The sequence below is a fragment of the Bacteroides zhangwenhongii genome, assembly GCF_009193325.2.
GTDB lineage: Bacteria > Bacteroidota > Bacteroidia > Bacteroidales > Bacteroidaceae > Bacteroides > Bacteroides zhangwenhongii.
In genome coordinates this window covers 2,323,431-2,341,752 of record NZ_CP059856.1, presented here as the reverse complement: position 1 = coordinate 2,341,752, position 18,322 = coordinate 2,323,431, and the positions used below count along the sequence as shown (strand labels likewise).

Here is an 18,322-nt window from a genome sequence, read left to right as displayed (position 1 = left end):
TAACAGAAGCCGTCTCAAACAACTGTTTTGAGGCGGCTTCAAACTTTTATACCGATTTAATTAGAAAGAATACTGTACCAGCATATTTAACCGGTTTGCGTGACGGGTTGAAGAGCTGAAATCTGTACGCCATCCTCTCAGATATTCAACTCCGACCTGCATATTGTTGCTGACATTCCAGAAGGCGTTGGCTACTAAATACTGGCCTTTGCGGTATGATTCCGGATTTCCGCTTGGGTATCCGTTTTCGGAATATAGTCTGGACAGGCTGTACGTTCCGGAAACAAAGAAGTTTGGGCAGAAGTTGTACTGTAATCCTGCATACCATCCTAACATAGGAAGAACCTGCATTTTACCTTCATTGTCCGGGTCGGGGACGATATCTACATTCAGATTACTCAAGTCGTTAAGATAAGAGCCGATTCCCTTGCCATAGTTGAACTGTCCGTAAGCCTGTAATTTTTTTGTGACATTGAATGTTGTAGACGCTTGCAAACCGAATCCGGTTTTGGAATAAGCTTTGTCGTACACATTACTTGAATAAGTCATGCTACGTATAATAGCGCTTAGTTTGATATGGCTGCTGCTGTTCCAGTTATATTGTGCGGAAGTAGCAAAGTCCGGCATACGTTGCGTGTTGATGGAAACATCACTGTTGGTTGTACCGTCTACCGAAGGCATTTCCATAGCGACACCGAACTTCCAGTTTTTCAACTTATCGTACATATAGCTTAATTGCGTAGTACGGTAGAATGCTGAACCGTTAGGGCCTGCAAAGTCGATAGTGGGAGGGAGAGCGGCGAGGTCCATGAACGAACCGTAACTGTAACCGATGGTGAAACCGAGAAATTGTGCATAAGCATTTTGTAATTCAAACGTTTTCCCGTCTCCACGAAAGTTTCCGGCAGTATAGACAACAAAGTCTCCGAGATGCTTCGTACGTCCTACCAATTTAAGGAAGAGGGTAGAAGTGGTGATGTCCATCTGAAACTGATTTTTGGCGAAATTTCCGCTTCCCCGTTGCGGGATCAACGCCGGGTAGAAATCCACATCGTCTACGATACCGCCAAAGTCATATTCTGCTGTCGCACGGACGTAGCCTCCGATACCTAAAGCGAATTTTCCTTTCTGGTCAGTCAGCAGGAAGCGGGGAGCATTCGGATCATGGAAACGCAGTTGCGAACGGTCGTTCATAATCCGGATGATCTCGTCTCCTGCTTTGTCACGGGAGATAAACATGATGGAATTAGGTTCCTCGTCTTCGATGATTACCTTTTTCTGTGCATTGGCACAGAGGGGGAAAATTCCCATCCCCAGTAGCATTGCTACCATTTTAAAACTAGTTTTCATTATCAGTTAAGTTTTAGGTGAATGCCCAAAGAACAACTAAAAAAAGAAATGGTTGAGAGGGGCAAAGGAAAAATTGCCAAACTAATCGGAAGAATTGCTATTTATAATCATTCTAAAAAGACGGATCTTTGTACCGTAGTAATCAGATAAAGAAAATACGACGATGGAAAAAGTAGAATTTACTCAAGGAATATTAGCGATACAGCCGGATTTACACCGCTTTGCATATAAGTTGACGTCGGACCGTGATTCTGCCAATGATTTGGTGCAGGATTGTGTGTTGCAGGCATTGGATAATCAAGAGAAGTTTACGTACAGTAAGAACCTGAAGGGGTGGATGTATACACTGATGCGCAACATTTTTGTCAATAACTATCGTCGTACCGTTCGCGAAATGAATATCATGGATGATAATTATTCTATCAATCAAAAATATCAGATTGAAGATGAAGATGCGGACAGATTTGAATTTACATACGACATGAAACATCTGTATCGTGTGATACATTCGATACCGGAAGAAATGAAAGTTCCTTTCCAGATGTTTGTGGCAGGATTTAAGTATCGGGAGATTGCCGACAAGTTAGGGTTGCCGATGGGAACGGTAAAGAGCCGTTTGTTTTTTATCCGCAAACGGCTGAAGGAGGAACTTAAAGACTTCTCTGCTTAAAGCAAATTCTTGATTTAGAGTGGTGTGTTTTAAGGTCAAAGTGATTAGCCTTCCTGCCCGAGAATGAAAATCGGCAGGAAGGCTTCTTTGTGATAATCTTTACGTCTCAATAATTATCTCCTTTACGTTTTTTCATTCATCCAAATATTTATATAGATAGCATCCTTTTTCATCATCAAGGATATTCAACTGTTGCAGTCGGTTGATTACCCTGTTTACTGAGGTAGGGCCTAAGTGTGGTAGTTTATTTATTCTGTTCCATCCGTATTTATAGGTAAGTTTTAATAAATCCCGAAGTGTCCGTATACCATTTTCGCCTAGCACTCGGCTAGGCCTTGCGTCAAACTCAAAGCCACTAATAGGAGTATTGAGCACATGGATGGCATTTTCCTTTTCTTGGATTGCCGGACTTTCTTCTTGTATACTATCGTTTCTTCTGAATAGATTTCTGCCGAAGTTCATTTCGTACAGTCGCAGCGTTGCTTTGAGGTGTGTCATTTCGTCTTTGTATGTCTTTAGAAATCCGATTCGGGATTGAATATCCCGAATAAGTATCTGAAACTCTCTTTGTATATAATAAAAGTCTTGACAGGATTCTTTTGCGTATTTTTTGAGACTACCTTCCAGTGTAACAAATAAGAACATACGCCTTCTGTTTTCATCTTGAATCATTCCGGCAAGCTCTTTTATTATCAGGCGCATCATCGGGGTAAGTGGCTCTAACGATTGGAGAATAAATAGGTTTTCTTCGTTTTCTCTTATGAGTTTTTCTTTGCGTCGTTCAAACTCTTCTTTGGTAAGGTTAAGCTGTATGTTTCGTTCGATACATTCCAGCAAACTGTTTTCATCCAGCATCAGATAATGACCTATTTCTGAGAAAGTGATTTCTTGTCTTTTACACCACGTATTGATACGTCTGATAGATACTTGATACTTTTCTGCGGCTTCTTCAATGCCAATCCATTGTTTTGTTGTCATACCTCGTTTGTTTTTTAATGTATGCGCCGCAACCGGATTATAATAAATAAAAGGTACGAGCGATACATATATTCCAAACCCGAGGTAGTCGCATACCCAGCAGAAGAAAATATAGTATGCCCGTACCCAAACTTATATTTGAAAAGGATATAAGCTTAGCACGGACATCTATTTATCCTTCGCTTTGAAAATGCGACTTTTCGGGTTAGATAAATTAATGTCCTAAAACATGGAGATTGGCTGTCAATAGTGGTCCAATCCTCGCTGCAAATATAAATATTTTTTCGAGAAGGAAGGCTACGGGTAGAATGTTTTTTGTCAATCTCATAGAAAATAAATCGTTTGACTAGAAAAAGGGGGATGTTCAAAATGTTGTTCTTATCTTTTTGCCCTCTCACTTTTTTCTTCTATCTTTGCACCCCGAAAGATAAAAATAAAGTATGATGCCGTGAATAGCGGTCGTGTATTCTAGAACACCACGTAAAAAACAGGAATTATGAAAGAAAAAGTATCCGTACCTTTTATGCTGCTGGGCATTTTATTTAATGTATGCCTTATTGCGGCGAATCTTCTTGAGACAAAAGTAATCCAGATTGGTAGTCTGACCGTGACTGCAGGATTATTGGTTTTCCCGATTTCTTATATTATTAATGATTGTATCGCCGAAGTATGGGGATTCAAGAAAGCCCGCTTGATAATTTGGAGCGGTTTTGCCATGAATTTCTTTGTTGTCACTCTCGGGCTGATAGCCGTAGCCATTCCGGCTGCCCCTTTCTGGGAAGGAGAAGAACATTTCGATTTTGTATTCGGTATGGCTCCCCGTATCGTAGCTGCCAGTCTGATGGCTTTCTTGGTTGGCTCGTTTCTCAATGCGTATGTGATGAGCAAAATGAAAATTGCCAGTCAAGGGCGTAACTTTTCCGCTCGTGCCATTTTGTCAACCGTTGTAGGTGAAACGGCGGATTCGTTGATATTCTTCCCGGTGGCTTTCGGTGGAATCATCGCTTGGAAAGAGTTGCTTATTATGATGGGTATTCAGATTGTGCTGAAGTCCATGTACGAAGTGATTATCCTTCCGGTAACTATCCGTGTGGTGAAAGCTATTAAGCAAATAGATGGTAGCGATGTTTACGATACCGATATATCCTACAATGTACTGAAAGTCAAAGATATTTAAGATAGATTTATGAATAGAGAAGCAGCATTGGTTGTGTTCAGTGGAGGACAAGACTCTACTACGTGTCTGTTTTGGGCAAAACGCAACTTTAAGAAAGTGTATGCTCTGAGTTTCCTGTATGGTCAGAAACATCAGAAAGAAGTAGAGTTTGCACGGGAGATAGCCCGGAAAGCGGAAGTGGAATTTGATGTGATGGATGTGTCTTTTGTCGGGCAACTTGGACATAACTCTTTGACTGACACTACAATGGTGATGGATCAGGAAAAGCCCGCAGATAGTGTTCCCAATACTTTTGTGCCGGGACGTAATCTGTTTTTTCTGAGCATTGCAGCGGTATATGCCCGTGAGCGCGGTATAAACCACTTGGTAACAGGGGTTTCCCAAACCGATTTCAGCGGTTATCCTGATTGCCGTGATTCCTTTATCAAGTCTCTCAATGTAACGTTGAACTTGGCTATGGATGAACAATTTGTGATTCATACTCCTTTAATGTGGATTGATAAAGCGGAAACATGGGCTTTGGCCGACGAACTGGGTGTGCTGGAGTTGATTCGTAACGAGACTTTGACGTGCTATAATGGCGTTCAAGGGGATGGCTGCGGACATTGTCCGGCTTGTAAGTTGCGTCGGGAAGGATTGGAGAAGTATTTAAAAAGTAAGAATCAATAATATCTCTACACAGAGATTAAAATGTATTTTTGCTGTCATCTGTCACATTCTTATAGATAAACAATTGATTATAAATTGTATAGCTTGTGACAGCAAGCAGTGACAGCAGTTGAATTTGAAGTTTTGTTGTCACATCTGTTGTCACCGGTAAGCTCCGGCTAGCAAGTGATAGTAAGCTTTGTATCTACGGTAGTTTTGTCCGGTAAGCGGCGGTTTAAATTAGTTTCAACAGCTTGAAACTGTTGTTTCATCGGTAAGAAACTATCTGTTCTCCAGTGTGAAACATTCTGTTTCATGCCGTGAAACACACCGTAACAAGTAAGATGAGGATAAAGCAAACGTGGGCTGGGAGTTGATGGTGATAGGTGATAGATGTGGTGATAGGTTGTAAAATGAATCATTCACCACTGAAACATCGATGAATAAGGCATTTGAGGCTTGTCGGTGATAGGTGATAGAGAAAATACGTTTTTTTGTTTAGTGTAGAGGTCGTAACTAGTAAGTGCAATGACTGAATTAAAAGACCAGCTTTCCTTATTGGGAAGAAAAACCGAGTATAAGCAAGATTATGCCCCGGAAGTATTGGAAGCCTTTGATAATAAGCATCCTGAAAATGATTATTGGGTACGTTTCAACTGCCCGGAGTTCACAAGTCTGTGTCCTATTACCGGACAGCCGGATTTTGCGGAAATACGTATCAGCTACATTCCCGATATAAAAATGGTAGAAAGCAAGAGCTTGAAACTCTATCTTTTCAGTTTCCGTAATCATGGAGCCTTTCATGAAGATTGTGTGAATATCATAATGAAAGATTTGATAAAGTTGATGAATCCCAAATACATTGAAGTAACCGGAATCTTTACTCCACGTGGTGGTATTTCCATCTATCCGTATGCTAATTACGGTCGTCCGGGAACAAGGTTCGAACAGATGGCGGAACATCGGCTGATGAATCGGGAGTAATTTGTGAAATAAATATAGCTATTAGCTTGCATTCGATTCATTTTTATGCCTATCTTTGTCATATAAGGATTATAGTACGATAGATGATGGAGAAATATATTACTCAATTTTCGGCATATCTTTTTTGGGATGTCAATAAAGACGATTTAGATATGGAGAAGCATTCACGGTATATTATAAAGAGAGTGCTTGAATATGGAATGTTACAAGATTGGAATATTGTAAAGCAATATTATGGAATTACCAGAATTGTTGAAGAGGCTAAAGGGTTTCGTGAATTGGAGCCTAGGGCTTTAGCCTATCTTTCAGCCATTTCACAAACTCCTAAAGAACAGTTCAAATGTTATACTTATCAACGGTTGAATCCACAACATTGGAACTTTTAAAAAGGTTACAACAGTTACCTGTACTTAGTAATACTCGTTTGGTTGGTGGTACTGCATTAGCTTTGCAATTAGGACATCGGAAGTCGATTGATTTGGACTTTTTTGGTCAGATTAATGTAAACTCTCAAGAACTGCGGGAGGCTTTGCAGACACTTGGGATGCTGACTGTCTTGAGTGATTCTAAAAATATACACATTTACGTATTGAATGGAGTTAAAATAGATATCGTAAATTATACTTATCCTTGGATTGATGATGTTGTATGTAAAGATGGAATACGCTTGGCGAGTCCTAAAGATATTGCAGCCATGAAAATTACTGCAATTGAGGGGAGAGGTACTAAGAAGGATTTTGTAGATATCTATTTTTTGTTGAAAACGTATTCATTGAATAATATATTGGATTTCTATGCTCAAAAATATTCCGACTCATCTTCTTTTATGGCAATGAAAAGTTTAGCCTATTTTGAAGATGCGGAGGAGGATCCAATGCCTTATATGTTTGTAGATGTGTCTTGGGACGAGATTAAAAGATCCATATTATCTCATTTATAGTATATGAGATAATGTTTTTATTCGTGATGATACGGCCCTCCATTCAATATAGTCATCGCCCGATAAATCTGCTCGACGAATATCAACCGGATCATCTGATGCGAGAAAGTCATTTTTGACATTGAAATCTTTTCGTGTGCCGCTTGATATACTTTTTCCGAAAAGCCATACGGTCCTCCGATAATGAAAACCAGTCGTTTGTTCACCGTATTCATTTTCCGTTTCATATAATCGGCAAATTCAAGGGAACGCATCTCTTTCCCGTGCTCATCCAATAACACCACCACATCACCCGGTTGAAGGGCTTTCAGAATCAGCTCCCCTTCCTTTTCTTTCTGCACCTCCATCGAAAGACTTTTTGTATTTTTCAGTTCGGGGATCACTTCCATATCAAAAGTGATATAACGTTTCGTACGCTGTATATAGTCGTTGATAGCTGTAATATAATGCTGTTCTACGGTTCGTCCTACGACGAGCAAGGTTGTTTTCATATCTCTGCAATTGTATTTAATTGCACAAAAATAGGCATTTTTTATGTTATTCTGCAATTAATGCTTACCTTTGCCTATCATTAGTTGAAAGTCTAAACCTTTAGACTACAACTTAAAAGCTTGTATTTATGAGAAAACGAGTGCTCGTAGGAATGGCCGCTTTGCTTCTTTCCTTCTCGTTGCTAATGGCGCAGGAGATACCGGCAGGAGTGATTACGGCATTTAAAAGAGGAAGCTCACAAGAGCTGAGTAAGTATATGGGGGACAAGGTAAACCTGGTGCTCCAAGGTAGCTCGACAAACGTTGACAAACAGAAAGCGACCGCTGTGATGCAAGACTTCTTCACGAAGAATAAAGTCAATGGGTTTACAGTGAACCATCAGGGAAAGCGGGACGAGTCAAGTTTCGTTATCGGAACGTTGGCCACAACGAACGGAAACTTTCGTGTGAACTGCTTTCTGAAAAAAGTACAGGATAAATGTTTAATACACCAAATAAGAATTGACAAAATCAATGAATAAGGAAAAAGAACTGATCGACAAACTGATCGATCTTGCTTTTGCAGAAGATATAGGCGATGGTGACCATACCACCCTTTCATGTATTCCCGCTACGGCAATGGGAAAATCAAAATTACTTATCAAGGAAGCCGGTGTGCTGGCCGGTATCGAAGTGGCTAAAGAAATCTTCAATCGTTTCGATCCGACGATGAAAGTCGAAGTGTTTATCAATGACGGTGCGGAAGTGAAGCCGGGTGATGTGGCAATGGTGGTGGAAGGTAAGGTGCAATCCTTGCTTCAAACCGAACGCCTGATGTTGAACGTGATGCAGCGCATGAGCGGTATCGCGACCATGACACGCAAATATGCGAAGAAACTTGAAGGCACTCATACCCGCGTATTGGATACCCGTAAGACAACTCCCGGTATGCGTATCCTTGAAAAGATGGCAGTAAAGATTGGCGGTGGCGTAAATCATCGTATCGGGTTGTTCGACATGATTCTGTTGAAAGACAATCATGTGGATTTTGCCGGAGGTATCGACAAGGCCATCACCCGTGCCAAAGAATACTGCAAGGAAAAAGGTAAAGATCTGAAGATAGAAATAGAAGTCCGCAACTTCGACGAACTGCAACAAGTGCTTGATTTAGGTGGTGTAGACCGTATCATGTTCGACAACTTCACTCCCGAAATGACTACAAAGGCAGTAGAAATGGTGGCAGGCAAGTATGAAACCGAATCTTCCGGCGGTATCACCTTTGATACTCTTCGTGATTATGCCGAATGTGGCGTTGACTTTATCTCCGTCGGGGCTTTGACGCATTCCGTGAAAGGACTGGACATGAGCTTCAAAGCGTGCTGATTTTTTTTCACCACAGAGGACACAGAGGAATAATGATAGGAAATTTTTCCTATAAAGTAAGTTTAAATCCTCTGTGTACTCTGTGTCCTCTGTAGTGAATCTGTTTAACTTCTTTTAGCAATATTCCTTGCAGCATTCCTCAAATTTTTGCGTCTAATGAGTAAAACGACGCAGACATACGTCCGATTTTAAAAAGGTAATTGACTTTGGAAAACGAGATAGAACTGATAAAGGGCTGTCGGGCAGGAAAGGATTCAGCCCGAAAGGAACTTTACACCCTCTATTCCAAACAAATGCTGGCGGTATGTTTCCGCTATACGGGTGATATGGATGTAGCGCACGATGTACTGCATAACGGTTTCATCAAGATTTTTACCAATTTCTCCTTTCGGGGCGAGTCTTCGCTCTGTACATGGATAACCCGAGTGATGGTGACTCAAGCACTCGATTACCTGCGGCGGGAGAAACGGGTAAATCAGTTGGTGGTGCATGAAGAGCAACTTCCCGATATCCCCGATATATCAGATTCGGGAGGAGGGGCAGGCATCTCCGAAGAGCAATTGATGACATTTGTTGCCGAATTGCCGGATGGTTGTCGAACCGTTTTCAACCTTTATGTGTTTGAGGAGAAGTCACACAAGGAGATAGCCAAGCTGCTTCATATTAAAGAGCACTCGTCTACTTCGCAGTTACACCGGGCCAAATATTTGTTAGCAAAAAGAATTAAAGAGTATAGGAACCATGAAGAAAGAAAATGATGAAATAACCGCTCTGTTTCGCGCACGTCTCGCCGATACCGGGATGAATGTACGGGATGGTTTTTGGGAAGAGCTTTCGCAGGATATTCCTGTGGCTTGTCAACATCGTCGTCGGCTCCTGCTCTTCCGTGTGGCGGCTGCGGCGTCCGTACTGCTTGTTCTGGCAGCTTCGTCAGCCACTTTCCTGTATTTCTCACCTAAAGAAGAGATGGAGGAAGCGTTTACCAAGATAGCCGCGACGAATGGAGGGCAGATGGACGGAGACGGGATACGTGTCAATCAACTGCCGCTATCGGTAGAACCGGTATTGCAGAAACCGGCTCCTCAGTCATTCGGAATGTTGTCGCAATATACGGAAGATGAGGACTCGCTTGCCTTTACTTTCTCGATGTCGTTCTCTTTCTCGTCCACGGCTACAGGGCATGAGCGCCCTTACGGTAACGAACGCCATAGTGGTTATTGGCAGGCAGCGAATAGAAATACGGAAACTTCTGCCGACCGGGAGGAAGAACGGGCGGATTTACCTGTGACTTCGGAGAAAATAATGAAGAAACGTTGCTGGGCTGTGAAAGCTCAAGTGGGTATGGCGCTTCCGGCAGAGGACGGTACTTACAAGATACCTGTTTCCGCAGGAGTAACAGTAGAACGAAAGTTGAACGACTATCTGGGGATAGAAACCGGACTGCTTTATTCAAATCTTCGTTCGGCCGGACAGCATTTACATTATCTGGGTATACCCGTGCGGGTAAACGTGACACTGGTAGATACGAAGAAAGTAGACCTTTATGCTACCGTAGGCGGAGTGGCGGATAAATGTATAGCCGGTGCGACGGATAACAGTTTTAAGGAAGAACCTGTCCAATTGGCGGTAACTGCCGGTATTGGAATCAATTATAAGATTAATGACCGGCTTGCGGTTTTTGCCGAGCCCGGTGTTTCGCATCATTTCAGTACCGATTCGAAACTGGCTACGGTACGCACGAAGCGGCCGACTAACTTTAACTTGCTCTGCGGACTTCGCATGACGTATTAACCCTTATGAAAATGAAAAAAACACTATTAATGCTGTGGATGGCTGTTTGCCTGATTGTATCTTTTGCGGGATGCAGCAGCGAAGAAATGGATTATAACAATCCGGATGTTGATCTCTTTGTGAAACAATTGAAGGCGGGTACATATAAAATGAAGAATGATAAAGGAGTGGTGGAAGTGCCTCATTTCATGGAGGAGGATATTCCCGAACTTTTGAAATATGCGGAAGATCTGACAATTATTCCTTCGTTCCCGTCGGTCTATAATACGAACAACGGTAAGATCCGTTTGGGTGAGTGTATGCTTTGGGTGATCGAGTATATCCGTCAAGGTACACCTCCGTCGTTAGGCTGCAAGATGGTGCTGGCAAATGCAGAAAATTATGAGGCCATCTATTTCCTGACCGATGAGGAAGTGCTCGATGCAGCTGCCTGTTACCGTAGCTGGTGGGAGGAACGGCAATATCCTAAAACCCGGTGGACGATTGACCCGTGTCATGATGAGCCGCTTTGTGGAACAGGCTATCGTTGGTGGTAAAAAGGGGAGAGCCTTCGGAAGATAAAAAACAATAAAAAATGAGGAAACGTTTATTTATATCGGCAGTCTCACTGCTGCTGACAGGGGTATGCTATGCCCAATGGTCTGCGCAAGATTCGCTCAAACTGCAAAAGTTGTTGGAAGGCAGTGAAGAACTGAAGCTGAACCCGAAGGCGGTCAAGCAGATTGATTTCGGCGGTGCGGTGGGTACTCCCCGTATGTCGGAGGAGAAGCGTTGGATGTTGCCCGATGAGTCGCTTCCCGAAGCACTGCCTAAACCGAAAGTTGTGTTGACTCTTATGCCGTATAAGGCAAATACCCGCTATAACTGGGATCCAGTTTATCAGAAAAAGATCAGAGTGAACAAGAATACATGGCGGGGAGATTCTTTCTACGAACTGCGTCGGCAGAGATTCTATACGAACCGGACACGTAACCGGAAAGCGAATGAAATACGGATAGGGGAGAATGTCTCAGTTTGTGGCGGAACTATTAGCGGGCTTGATTTGATGGCTGCCTTTACGAAAGAATTCTGGAACAAAACTGGAAGAGATAACCGTATCCGCACGTTGGAAGTGTTGAAAACTTATGGAGATTCAACTACCGTGTTGATAAATAAACCTATCGAACAGATTACCCGGTAAAAGCGTTATATAAAATGTATTGATACATTTATTTATTATGAACAGAATAACTTCTCTTCTAGGGATTCGGTATCCCATTATTCAAGGTGGTATGGTTTGGTGTAGCGGTTGGCGACTGGCTTCCGCAGTGAGTAACGCGGGTGGCTTAGGACTGATCGGTGCCGGATCCATGCATCCGGAGACTTTGCGCGAGCATATCCGTAAATGCCGTGCGGCAACGAGATTTCCTTTTGGGGTGAACATTCCTTTGATGTATCCTCAGATAGAAGAAATAATGAATATTGTGGTGGAGGAAGGAGTAAAGATTGTCTTTACTTCTGCAGGAAATCCGAAAACGTGGACAGGATGGCTGAAAGAACGTGGCATTACGGTGATTCATGTCGTTTCTTCTTCCCGTTTTGCAGTGAAATGTGAGGAAGCGGGAGTGGATGCGGTAGTTGCCGAAGGTTTTGAAGCCGGCGGGCACAATGGACGTGAGGAAACAACGACTTTCTGTCTGATTCCGGCCGTGCGTGAAGCTACTACATTGCCGTTGATTGCGGCAGGTGGCATCGGTACGGGGGAAGGTATTCTAGCAGCTATGGTGTTGGGAGCCGAAGGAGTGCAGATCGGAACCCGTTTTGCCCTGACGGAAGAAAGCTCTGCCAGTCCGGTATTCAAAGACTATTGTTTGAGTCTGGGTGAAGGAGACACGAAATTGCTGTTGAAGAAACTGGCTCCGACACGTTTGGTGAAGAATGCTTTTCGGGAAGCTGTGGAGAAAGCGGAGGATAGTGGTGCTACTCCCGAAGAATTAAGAATCTTGCTCGGACGCGGTCGTGCCAAGAAAGGTATATTTGAAGGTGATTTGGAAGAGGGTGAGCTGGAGATCGGTCAAGTATCCGCCATTGTATCCCGCAGACAGTCAGTATCGGAAGTCATGACGGAATTGGTGGAGGCTTGGCAACGGGCGGCGGAGAAGAAATATTTCTAGTAAGGCTGTATCATAATTCATCACAGATTTACACGGATTTTCTCAGATTAGATTTTAATATATCAATAATCAATATTTATTATCTGTGTAAATCCGTGTAATCTGTGGTGAAAATGAGCGTTAAGGCAGAATACTGTAGGCTGAGATGAAATGAATGCCGGAGTGGTTGGTTACAGACATTCGCTGCCCTGCTTATTGATTTTCATGCTTTTTCCATAGAGACCCACTCGGGCTATGTTGTTATAAAAGGGTTCTGCTATATCGTATTTAAAAGGAAGTATTTCTTGATTTTCTTTGTCTATGTATCCCCATTTGGCGGATTGTTTTTCAATGCAGACGGCTGCTAGTCCTTCAGAAAAAGGACAACCGTTGTCATATTCTAATGGAATGACGACTTTGCCTTTCATGTTGATGAATCCCACCTTACTATAAAGAGAGACGAGTGCCAGTCCTTCGGTGAATTGCTCTATCAGACTGTATGTTGGTGGAAGAATATAATTGCCTTGTCTGTCGATCAGCCCCCATAATCCGTCATTGCATACTCGTGCACATTCTTGTTCGAACGAATGGGCTGCTGAAAAGTTAAAAGGAATTTGTATATGTCCTGTGCGGTCGATATATCCATATTGGGAGTCGCGTACTACCATAGCTAAGTTCTCTTTGAAGGAAAAAGCCCGTTCATATTGTAAAGGAATGATGATATCATATCCTTTGTTGATGTATCCCCATTGTATTTTGCCTCTGGCCGGAGCTAAGCCCTCAGAGAAATGACCGATTGCCGAAAAACGCTTTTTCTTATTAGCTACCCCGTAGGCTAATAAAGATGCAAAGAACTTTGTAATAATGTTGTTCATTTTACGATTGTTTGTTGTGGTAGTATGCGTCCGGATACCGTATATATACAAAAGAAGCGTGGACGTCGTTAGTTCATCCTGTTCAGGGCTCTGGTAAGCCTAACGGTGAATGAACAACAGAGTCCACGCCCTTGCATATAACAAAGACGTGAACGCTTAGTTGCCATTATCCCACCGTTAATGAATTTACCAGATTCTGAACAGAGATAATATTCTAAACGCTTCTACGTTATTAATCGTAATAAGTGGAAACAAAGATATTGTTTTCTTGTTGAATAACAATGCTTTTGGAGGATAAATATGAAAAAAGAGTAGTTTTAATTCACCTGTTTTGGATAATCACTTGGTGACATACCTGTTATTTTCTTGAATATAAGGCTGAAATGCTGTACATTCGGATAGCCTAATTGACGGGAAACGGCAGTGGGTGTGGCACCGTCTTTCATCAGCATTCGTTTAGCAGTCTCCAATCGTTTGAGTTGGAAATACTGTTCCAAAGTCTTGCCTGTTTCAAATTTCAGCAGGTCTGTAAAATAAACAGGAGAAAGATTGAGCCTTTCCGCCAGATAGTCGGGTGTAGGAAGTTTGCCATTTTGTAATTTCCCCAACTCTATATAATCCTCAAGCAACTGTTCCATTTTTCTGAGAATTGCCTTATTCCTGTTTTCGCGGGTGATAAACTGACGTTCGTAGTAACGAGTGCAGTAATCCAGTAATAGTTCGATATGCCGTGAAAGGATAGTCCTGCTATGTGTATCAATCGAATGATGCAGTTCTTCCTCTATATTCCATAGACAGCAGGTGACTTTCTCCGTTTCACGCTGCGATAGATGCAATGCCTCTTCTTTGTGATAGTGGAAGAAGGTGTAATTATTGATGTGGTTCTTCAATGTGGTCTGAAACAGCAAGTCCGGATGAAACACCAGCAAAAAGCCTTTGCTGGGTAAGGTCTTTTCCTTGCTCATTCGGAAAACTTCACCCGGTTTAAGAAAGACCATTGTCGCATTGGAATAATCATAATACTTCCGGCCGCAACATGAACATTCGTCCGGACAGTCTTCTATCAGTAAGATAGCGTAGAATTCGAACTTGACAGTATCCTGCTCCAGACACGGATTTTCCAAGTTAATAAGACTCACCTGAGGATGCAATGTTTTGCAGTCCAGACAACGATTGCATTCATGCACGGTATTTAAGTCCAATGTATTTTTCTGTTTCATATTCTTTTCACAGATTATTCTGTACACGGTATTCGTTAGGAGTACATCCTACCCGTTTTTTGAACAGGCGGCAAAAATGCTGCGGGTACTGGAATCCCAGTGAGTAGGCAATCTGGCTGACTGTATCTTCTGTGCCGACCATACGTTCCTTTGCCATTTCGATTACTTTTTCCTGAATATGTTCCTGTGGTGTCCTGCCGGTTTCTTTCTTTACCATATCGCCGAAGTAATTGGGGGAAAGGCATATTTTGTCAGCGAAATATTTGACAGTAGGTAAGCCGTTTTGTTCTGCAAAAGTTCCTGAAAAGTAGTTGTCAAGTAATTGCTCGAAACGTGTCAACACATCATGGTTCGCTTTACTGCGGGTGACGAATTGTCGTTCATAGAAACGCATACAGTAGTTAAGGAGCAGTTCTATATAGTTTACGAGCAATGTTTTACTATGCTTATCCACTCCGTGCTCTAGTTCAAGGCGGATGATTCTCAGGCAATCCATAATAATATTCCGTTCCTCTTCAGAAAGATGAAGGGCTTCGTTTACTTCATACGAGAAGAACGTGTATTTCTTGATTGTCTTGCCAAGTGATGTTCCTAGTAATAAATCCGGATGAAAAAGTATGCCAAGTGCATTCACTTGCACGCGATCTGTGATCAATGTCGTTTCCGCATCCTGTCCGGGAGCAAAACATACAATGGTTCCTTCTTGATAATCATAATTTTGCCGCCCGTATCTGATGTCACACGCTTTTTCGAGTTTCAGGTAAAGTGCATAGATACCATAATGCCAGTGTGCATAATTCATCTGCCGGGTGGCTTTATTTAAATCGATCACACTGACCAACGGATTCAAAGTTTCAAGGCCGTACAATTTATTGTATTGGTCTACACTGTCCAAGTTGAATATCTTGTTCATAATTATTGCTGTTTAATGTTTTAAAAGCACTTCCGTCGTATATCGTTTACAAAAATACGGGATAATTCTGTCATTCTAACAACTTTAATTACGGATTATATAACCTCAGTTACGGATTCCACCTTACTTACAGCTTCCGTCAGTATTATAAAATCTGTAATTAAGGTTATGATTGAGATGTAACATCAGTAATTTGTCTACCGGGGTTAGGCATAAATCTATCTAATTTTGCAACATTCCTAAAAGGGAATAGAAAAATGGTTGATAACATAAATAATAGAATGTATGAGACGAACATTGAATTTTTCGCGTGTAGTAATGACAGTATGTCTTTGTATTGCAGGCAAGCTGTTGTCAGCAAGTAATCTTTCTGACAGAAATAATAAGTTTACGGAAAAGAAATTAAACCTGATTCAAGAGTGGGACAAGACGTTTCCCGAAAACGATAAAGTACGTCACTCGAAAGTTACTTTTCACAACCGTTATGGTATCACGCTTGCTGCTGACTTGTATATCCCCAAAAATGCAGAAGGTAAATTGTCGGCAATCGCTATTAGCGGGCCGTTTGGTGCGGTGAAAGAACAATCTTCGGGACTGTATGCCCAAACGCTGGCAGAAAGGGGATTCTTGACGATTGCTTTCGATCCGTCTTATACAGGTGAGAGTGGTGGTGAGCCTCGTTATGTGGCTTCACCGGATATTAATACGGAAGATTTCAGTGCAGCGGTGGATTATCTTGCCAACCGTGACGATGTGGATACGGATCGTATCGGTATACTCGGTATTTGCGGTTGGGGTGGTATGGCGCTTAATGCAGCGGCTATCGATACTCGAATCAAAGCAACAGTAACGGTTACGATGTATGACATGAGCCGTGTGAACGCTAATGGTTACAATGATATAATGGATGCCGACGCCCGTTATGAATTACGCAAGCAACTCAATGCTCAGCGAACCGAAGACTACCGCAATGGTTCTTATACACTTGCCGGAGGGGTGATTGATCCATTACCGGATGATGCTCCACAATTTGTGAAAGAATATTACGACTATTATAAGACCGAACGCGGTTACCACAAACGTTCACTCAATTCTAATGATGGTTGGAATAAGACTTCTTCGCTTTCGTTTATCAATATGCCTATTCTGTCCTATAGCGACGAGATACGTAGTGCAGTGCTGATGATTCACGGAGAAAAGGCTCATTCCCGTTACTTTAGTGAGGATGCGTTCAAGAAACTGAAAGGTGACAATAAGGGATTATTGATTATTCCCGGAGCCAATCATGTAGATTTGTACGATAATCTGCAAGTAATCCCATTCGATAAGATAGAACAGTTCTTCAATAATAATTTGAAATAACAGAATAAATATGATACAATGAAAAAACTCCCTTTGCTGATGAGTTTGCAAAGGGAGTTTATAGTGAATATCAGAACAACTCTAATTGGAGAGATTCGGATTAGCTTCAATAGCACTTTGAGGAATGCGTAAGGTATAGCGTTCGTCATTCTGTTCCAGAATGACAGTTTGTCCACCCAATAGAGTCTTTTCTATTCTCGGTCGGGTGGTGCGACGTAAATCAAACCAACGATGACCTTCAAAGGCTAATTCGCGGGCACGTTCATCCAATATTTCAGAAATTAGACTTTCTTGGTTCATACTGTTTATTTCATTCTCCTTTAACAGGTATCCTTCCGGACTATATCTTTTTTTCATCAATTGCAGTAAGCGGTTACGAGCCTCTGGCAGATGGTTTAGACGGGCAGCTGCTTCTGCAGAATTCAAGTAAAGTTCACCAACACGGAAACTGCACTTGAATGAAGATGTATTGTCTGTTTTAATAATGGGATAATTACCCGCTTCGTTTATTGCATCAAAATATTTTGTAGATCGAAGATCACCTTCTTGAAACATTTGGAAAAATGCAGGAGTAGCTTGTGAGGCTTCCATTGTAGTATTACTATAAACGTTCTCGTATGCAGTAATAGATTCTACAGACTTATATTGGTTCGGAAGTTGAAAAGTTTCCTCAGGGTTGTTATAGTCTTCAAGTGTTGCTTTCTCCGCCAATACACGTTCCGCAGCATCGTAAGCAGTTTGCCAGTTACCCATATATAGATTTACGCGTGATTCGAAAGCGTATGTTGCCAGCGTACTGAAACGGTAATTGTAACCTGTTTCCCATTCCTTTTGACTGATGAGCCTATGCGCTTCTTGGATATCCGAAAGGATGGAAGTGTAAACTTCCCCGACTTTGTTACGGGTAGGGAACCCCTCTAAGTCGAGATTTAGTTTCAGCGGTATGGCTTTTGTCTCCGGTGCTCCCTCTTTGGTATAAGGTTGTCCGTAAAGGTTTACGAGTAAAAAATGCATATAGCCTCTCATGAAATATGCTTCTCCCACAAGTTGGTCTATTTCTTCTTGGCTGCCTTCTGTCATTTCATCCTGTTTGTCTATAATGGCATTAGCATAATAAATATTCTCATAATACGGTCCCCATTTAAATTCATAACCGGTAGCGTTATTGGAAGACCACTTCTCTATATTTCCGAAGTCACTTTGCGCTTGTGATTCATCCGAAACTGTAATATCGCTTGTTTGCATGTCACATACACTTCTATCTGTCAGTGAATTTGCGTATGCTTCAGTCATAAGTGCCCTGTATTCCTCCAATGTATTTGGTATGACTTTTCCCGTAGGTTGTATGTCTAGGAAATTACTACACGAGGTTGTAAGGAGCCCTCCTGCAAACATGAAAAACGTATATAATTTTTTAAAATGCTTCATA

Annotated in this window: 21 protein-coding genes; 14 read left to right on the top strand and 7 right to left on the bottom strand. The window is 42.0% G+C overall.

The genetic code is table 11. The annotated features are described in order from the left end of the window. Positions 1–60 precede the first annotated feature (60 nt). Positions 61–1,350 carry a DcaP family trimeric outer membrane transporter gene (locus GD630_RS09515; RefSeq protein WP_143866539.1) on the bottom strand — a complete coding sequence of 430 codons (1,290 nt, stop codon included), beginning with the start codon at positions 1,348–1,350 and terminating at the stop codon, positions 61–63. Positions 1,351–1,513: 163 nt separating this feature from the next. Here GD630_RS09515 and GD630_RS09510 point away from each other — a divergent pair, with 163 nt between their 5' ends. Further along, positions 1,514–2,020 carry an RNA polymerase sigma factor gene (locus tag GD630_RS09510; RefSeq protein ID WP_143866537.1) on the top strand — a complete coding sequence of 169 codons (507 nt, stop codon included), beginning with the start codon at positions 1,514–1,516 and terminating at the stop codon, positions 2,018–2,020. 132 nt (positions 2,021–2,152) lie between these two features. Here GD630_RS09510 and GD630_RS09505 read toward each other — a convergent pair whose 3' ends face one another. Beyond that, positions 2,153–2,998 (bottom strand): hypothetical protein, encoded by an 846-nt coding sequence (locus GD630_RS09505; protein WP_143866535.1) that lies wholly within the window; start codon positions 2,996–2,998, stop codon positions 2,153–2,155. Between the two features lie 496 nt (positions 2,999–3,494). On the opposite strand from GD630_RS09505, the gene GD630_RS09500 reads away from it, so the two are divergent. From GD630_RS09500 to GD630_RS09480, 5 genes are all read left to right on the top strand, one after another. Beyond that, on the top strand, positions 3,495–4,175 hold the full coding sequence (locus GD630_RS09500) for a queuosine precursor transporter (protein WP_007765749.1): 681 nt from the start codon (positions 3,495–3,497) through the stop codon (positions 4,173–4,175). 9 nt (positions 4,176–4,184) lie between these two features. Beyond that, complete coding sequence (gene queC / locus GD630_RS09495; RefSeq protein WP_143866532.1) at positions 4,185–4,844, top strand: 7-cyano-7-deazaguanine synthase QueC; 660 nt, start codon at positions 4,185–4,187, stop codon at positions 4,842–4,844. Between the two features lie 507 nt (positions 4,845–5,351). Next, the gene (queF, locus tag GD630_RS09490) at positions 5,352–5,807 is read left to right on the top strand and encodes a preQ(1) synthase (protein WP_143866531.1); all 456 of its coding nucleotides are present in this window, start codon (positions 5,352–5,354) and stop codon (positions 5,805–5,807) included. Positions 5,808–5,890: 83 nt separating this feature from the next. Then, positions 5,891–6,193: a DUF6922 domain-containing protein gene (locus GD630_RS09485; protein ID WP_238482980.1), complete on the top strand. Its 303-nt coding sequence runs from the start codon at positions 5,891–5,893 to the stop codon at positions 6,191–6,193. After that, positions 6,148–6,747, top strand: a complete 600-nt coding sequence (locus tag GD630_RS09480) for a nucleotidyl transferase AbiEii/AbiGii toxin family protein (protein ID WP_143866529.1) — start codon at positions 6,148–6,150, stop codon at positions 6,745–6,747. The genes GD630_RS09485 and GD630_RS09480 overlap by 46 nt, the downstream gene beginning before the upstream one ends. Before the next feature lie 17 nt (positions 6,748–6,764). Here the strand turns inward: GD630_RS09480 and rlmH are convergent, their stop codons facing one another. Beyond that, on the bottom strand, positions 6,765–7,238 hold the full coding sequence (gene rlmH / locus GD630_RS09475; RefSeq protein WP_007765755.1) for a 23S rRNA (pseudouridine(1915)-N(3))-methyltransferase RlmH: 474 nt from the start codon (positions 7,236–7,238) through the stop codon (positions 6,765–6,767). Between the two features lie 128 nt (positions 7,239–7,366). Between rlmH and GD630_RS09470 the strand changes: the two genes are divergently transcribed. The 7 genes from GD630_RS09470 (at position 7,367) to GD630_RS09440 (ending at position 12,544) form a co-directional block, all read left to right on the top strand. Next, positions 7,367–7,759: a DUF4783 domain-containing protein gene (locus GD630_RS09470; RefSeq protein ID WP_143866527.1), complete on the top strand. Its 393-nt coding sequence runs from the start codon at positions 7,367–7,369 to the stop codon at positions 7,757–7,759. Beyond that, positions 7,752–8,600 (top strand): carboxylating nicotinate-nucleotide diphosphorylase, encoded by an 849-nt coding sequence (nadC, locus tag GD630_RS09465; RefSeq protein WP_143866525.1) that lies wholly within the window; start codon positions 7,752–7,754, stop codon positions 8,598–8,600. Before GD630_RS09470 ends, nadC begins: the two co-directional genes overlap by 8 nt. A 206-nt stretch (positions 8,601–8,806) precedes the next feature. Then, positions 8,807–9,358: an RNA polymerase sigma factor gene (locus GD630_RS09460; protein ID WP_143866523.1), complete on the top strand. Its 552-nt coding sequence runs from the start codon at positions 8,807–8,809 to the stop codon at positions 9,356–9,358. Continuing rightward, complete coding sequence (locus tag GD630_RS09455) at positions 9,342–10,391, top strand: porin family protein (RefSeq protein ID WP_143866521.1); 1,050 nt, start codon at positions 9,342–9,344, stop codon at positions 10,389–10,391. The genes GD630_RS09460 and GD630_RS09455 overlap by 17 nt, the downstream gene beginning before the upstream one ends. Before the next feature lie 11 nt (positions 10,392–10,402). Beyond that, entirely contained in the window at positions 10,403–10,927 is a 525-nt protein-coding gene (locus tag GD630_RS09450; RefSeq protein WP_029425789.1) for a DUF4943 family protein, read from the top strand. A 38-nt stretch (positions 10,928–10,965) separates the two neighbouring features. Then, positions 10,966–11,571 (top strand): DUF4858 domain-containing protein, encoded by a 606-nt coding sequence (locus GD630_RS09445; protein WP_007765767.1) that lies wholly within the window; start codon positions 10,966–10,968, stop codon positions 11,569–11,571. 37 nt (positions 11,572–11,608) lie between these two features. After that, complete coding sequence (locus GD630_RS09440; RefSeq protein ID WP_007765770.1) at positions 11,609–12,544, top strand: NAD(P)H-dependent flavin oxidoreductase; 936 nt, start codon at positions 11,609–11,611, stop codon at positions 12,542–12,544. Positions 12,545–12,714: 170 nt separating this feature from the next. On the opposite strand, the gene GD630_RS09435 is transcribed toward GD630_RS09440, so the two are convergent. From GD630_RS09435 to GD630_RS09425, 3 genes are all read right to left on the bottom strand, one after another. Continuing rightward, a complete protein-coding gene (locus GD630_RS09435; RefSeq protein ID WP_143866519.1) occupies positions 12,715–13,398 on the bottom strand; it encodes a WG repeat-containing protein in 684 nt (227 codons plus the stop codon). 317 nt (positions 13,399–13,715) lie between these two features. Continuing rightward, positions 13,716–14,618, bottom strand: coding sequence for a helix-turn-helix domain-containing protein (locus GD630_RS09430; protein ID WP_143866517.1), 903 nt, complete (start codon positions 14,616–14,618; stop codon positions 13,716–13,718). Positions 14,619–14,625: 7 nt separating this feature from the next. Beyond that, positions 14,626–15,531: a helix-turn-helix domain-containing protein gene (locus GD630_RS09425; RefSeq protein WP_143866515.1), complete on the bottom strand. Its 906-nt coding sequence runs from the start codon at positions 15,529–15,531 to the stop codon at positions 14,626–14,628. 285 nt (positions 15,532–15,816) lie between these two features. Here GD630_RS09425 and GD630_RS09420 point away from each other — a divergent pair, with 285 nt between their 5' ends. Beyond that, positions 15,817–16,893 carry an alpha/beta hydrolase gene (locus GD630_RS09420; RefSeq protein WP_238482979.1) on the top strand — a complete coding sequence of 359 codons (1,077 nt, stop codon included), beginning with the start codon at positions 15,817–15,819 and terminating at the stop codon, positions 16,891–16,893. 81 nt (positions 16,894–16,974) lie between these two features. Here the strand turns inward: GD630_RS09420 and GD630_RS09415 are convergent, their stop codons facing one another. Further along, the gene (locus GD630_RS09415; RefSeq protein WP_143866513.1) at positions 16,975–18,321 is read right to left on the bottom strand and encodes a RagB/SusD family nutrient uptake outer membrane protein; all 1,347 of its coding nucleotides are present in this window, start codon (positions 18,319–18,321) and stop codon (positions 16,975–16,977) included. Between the last annotated feature and the right edge of the window lies 1 nt (position 18,322).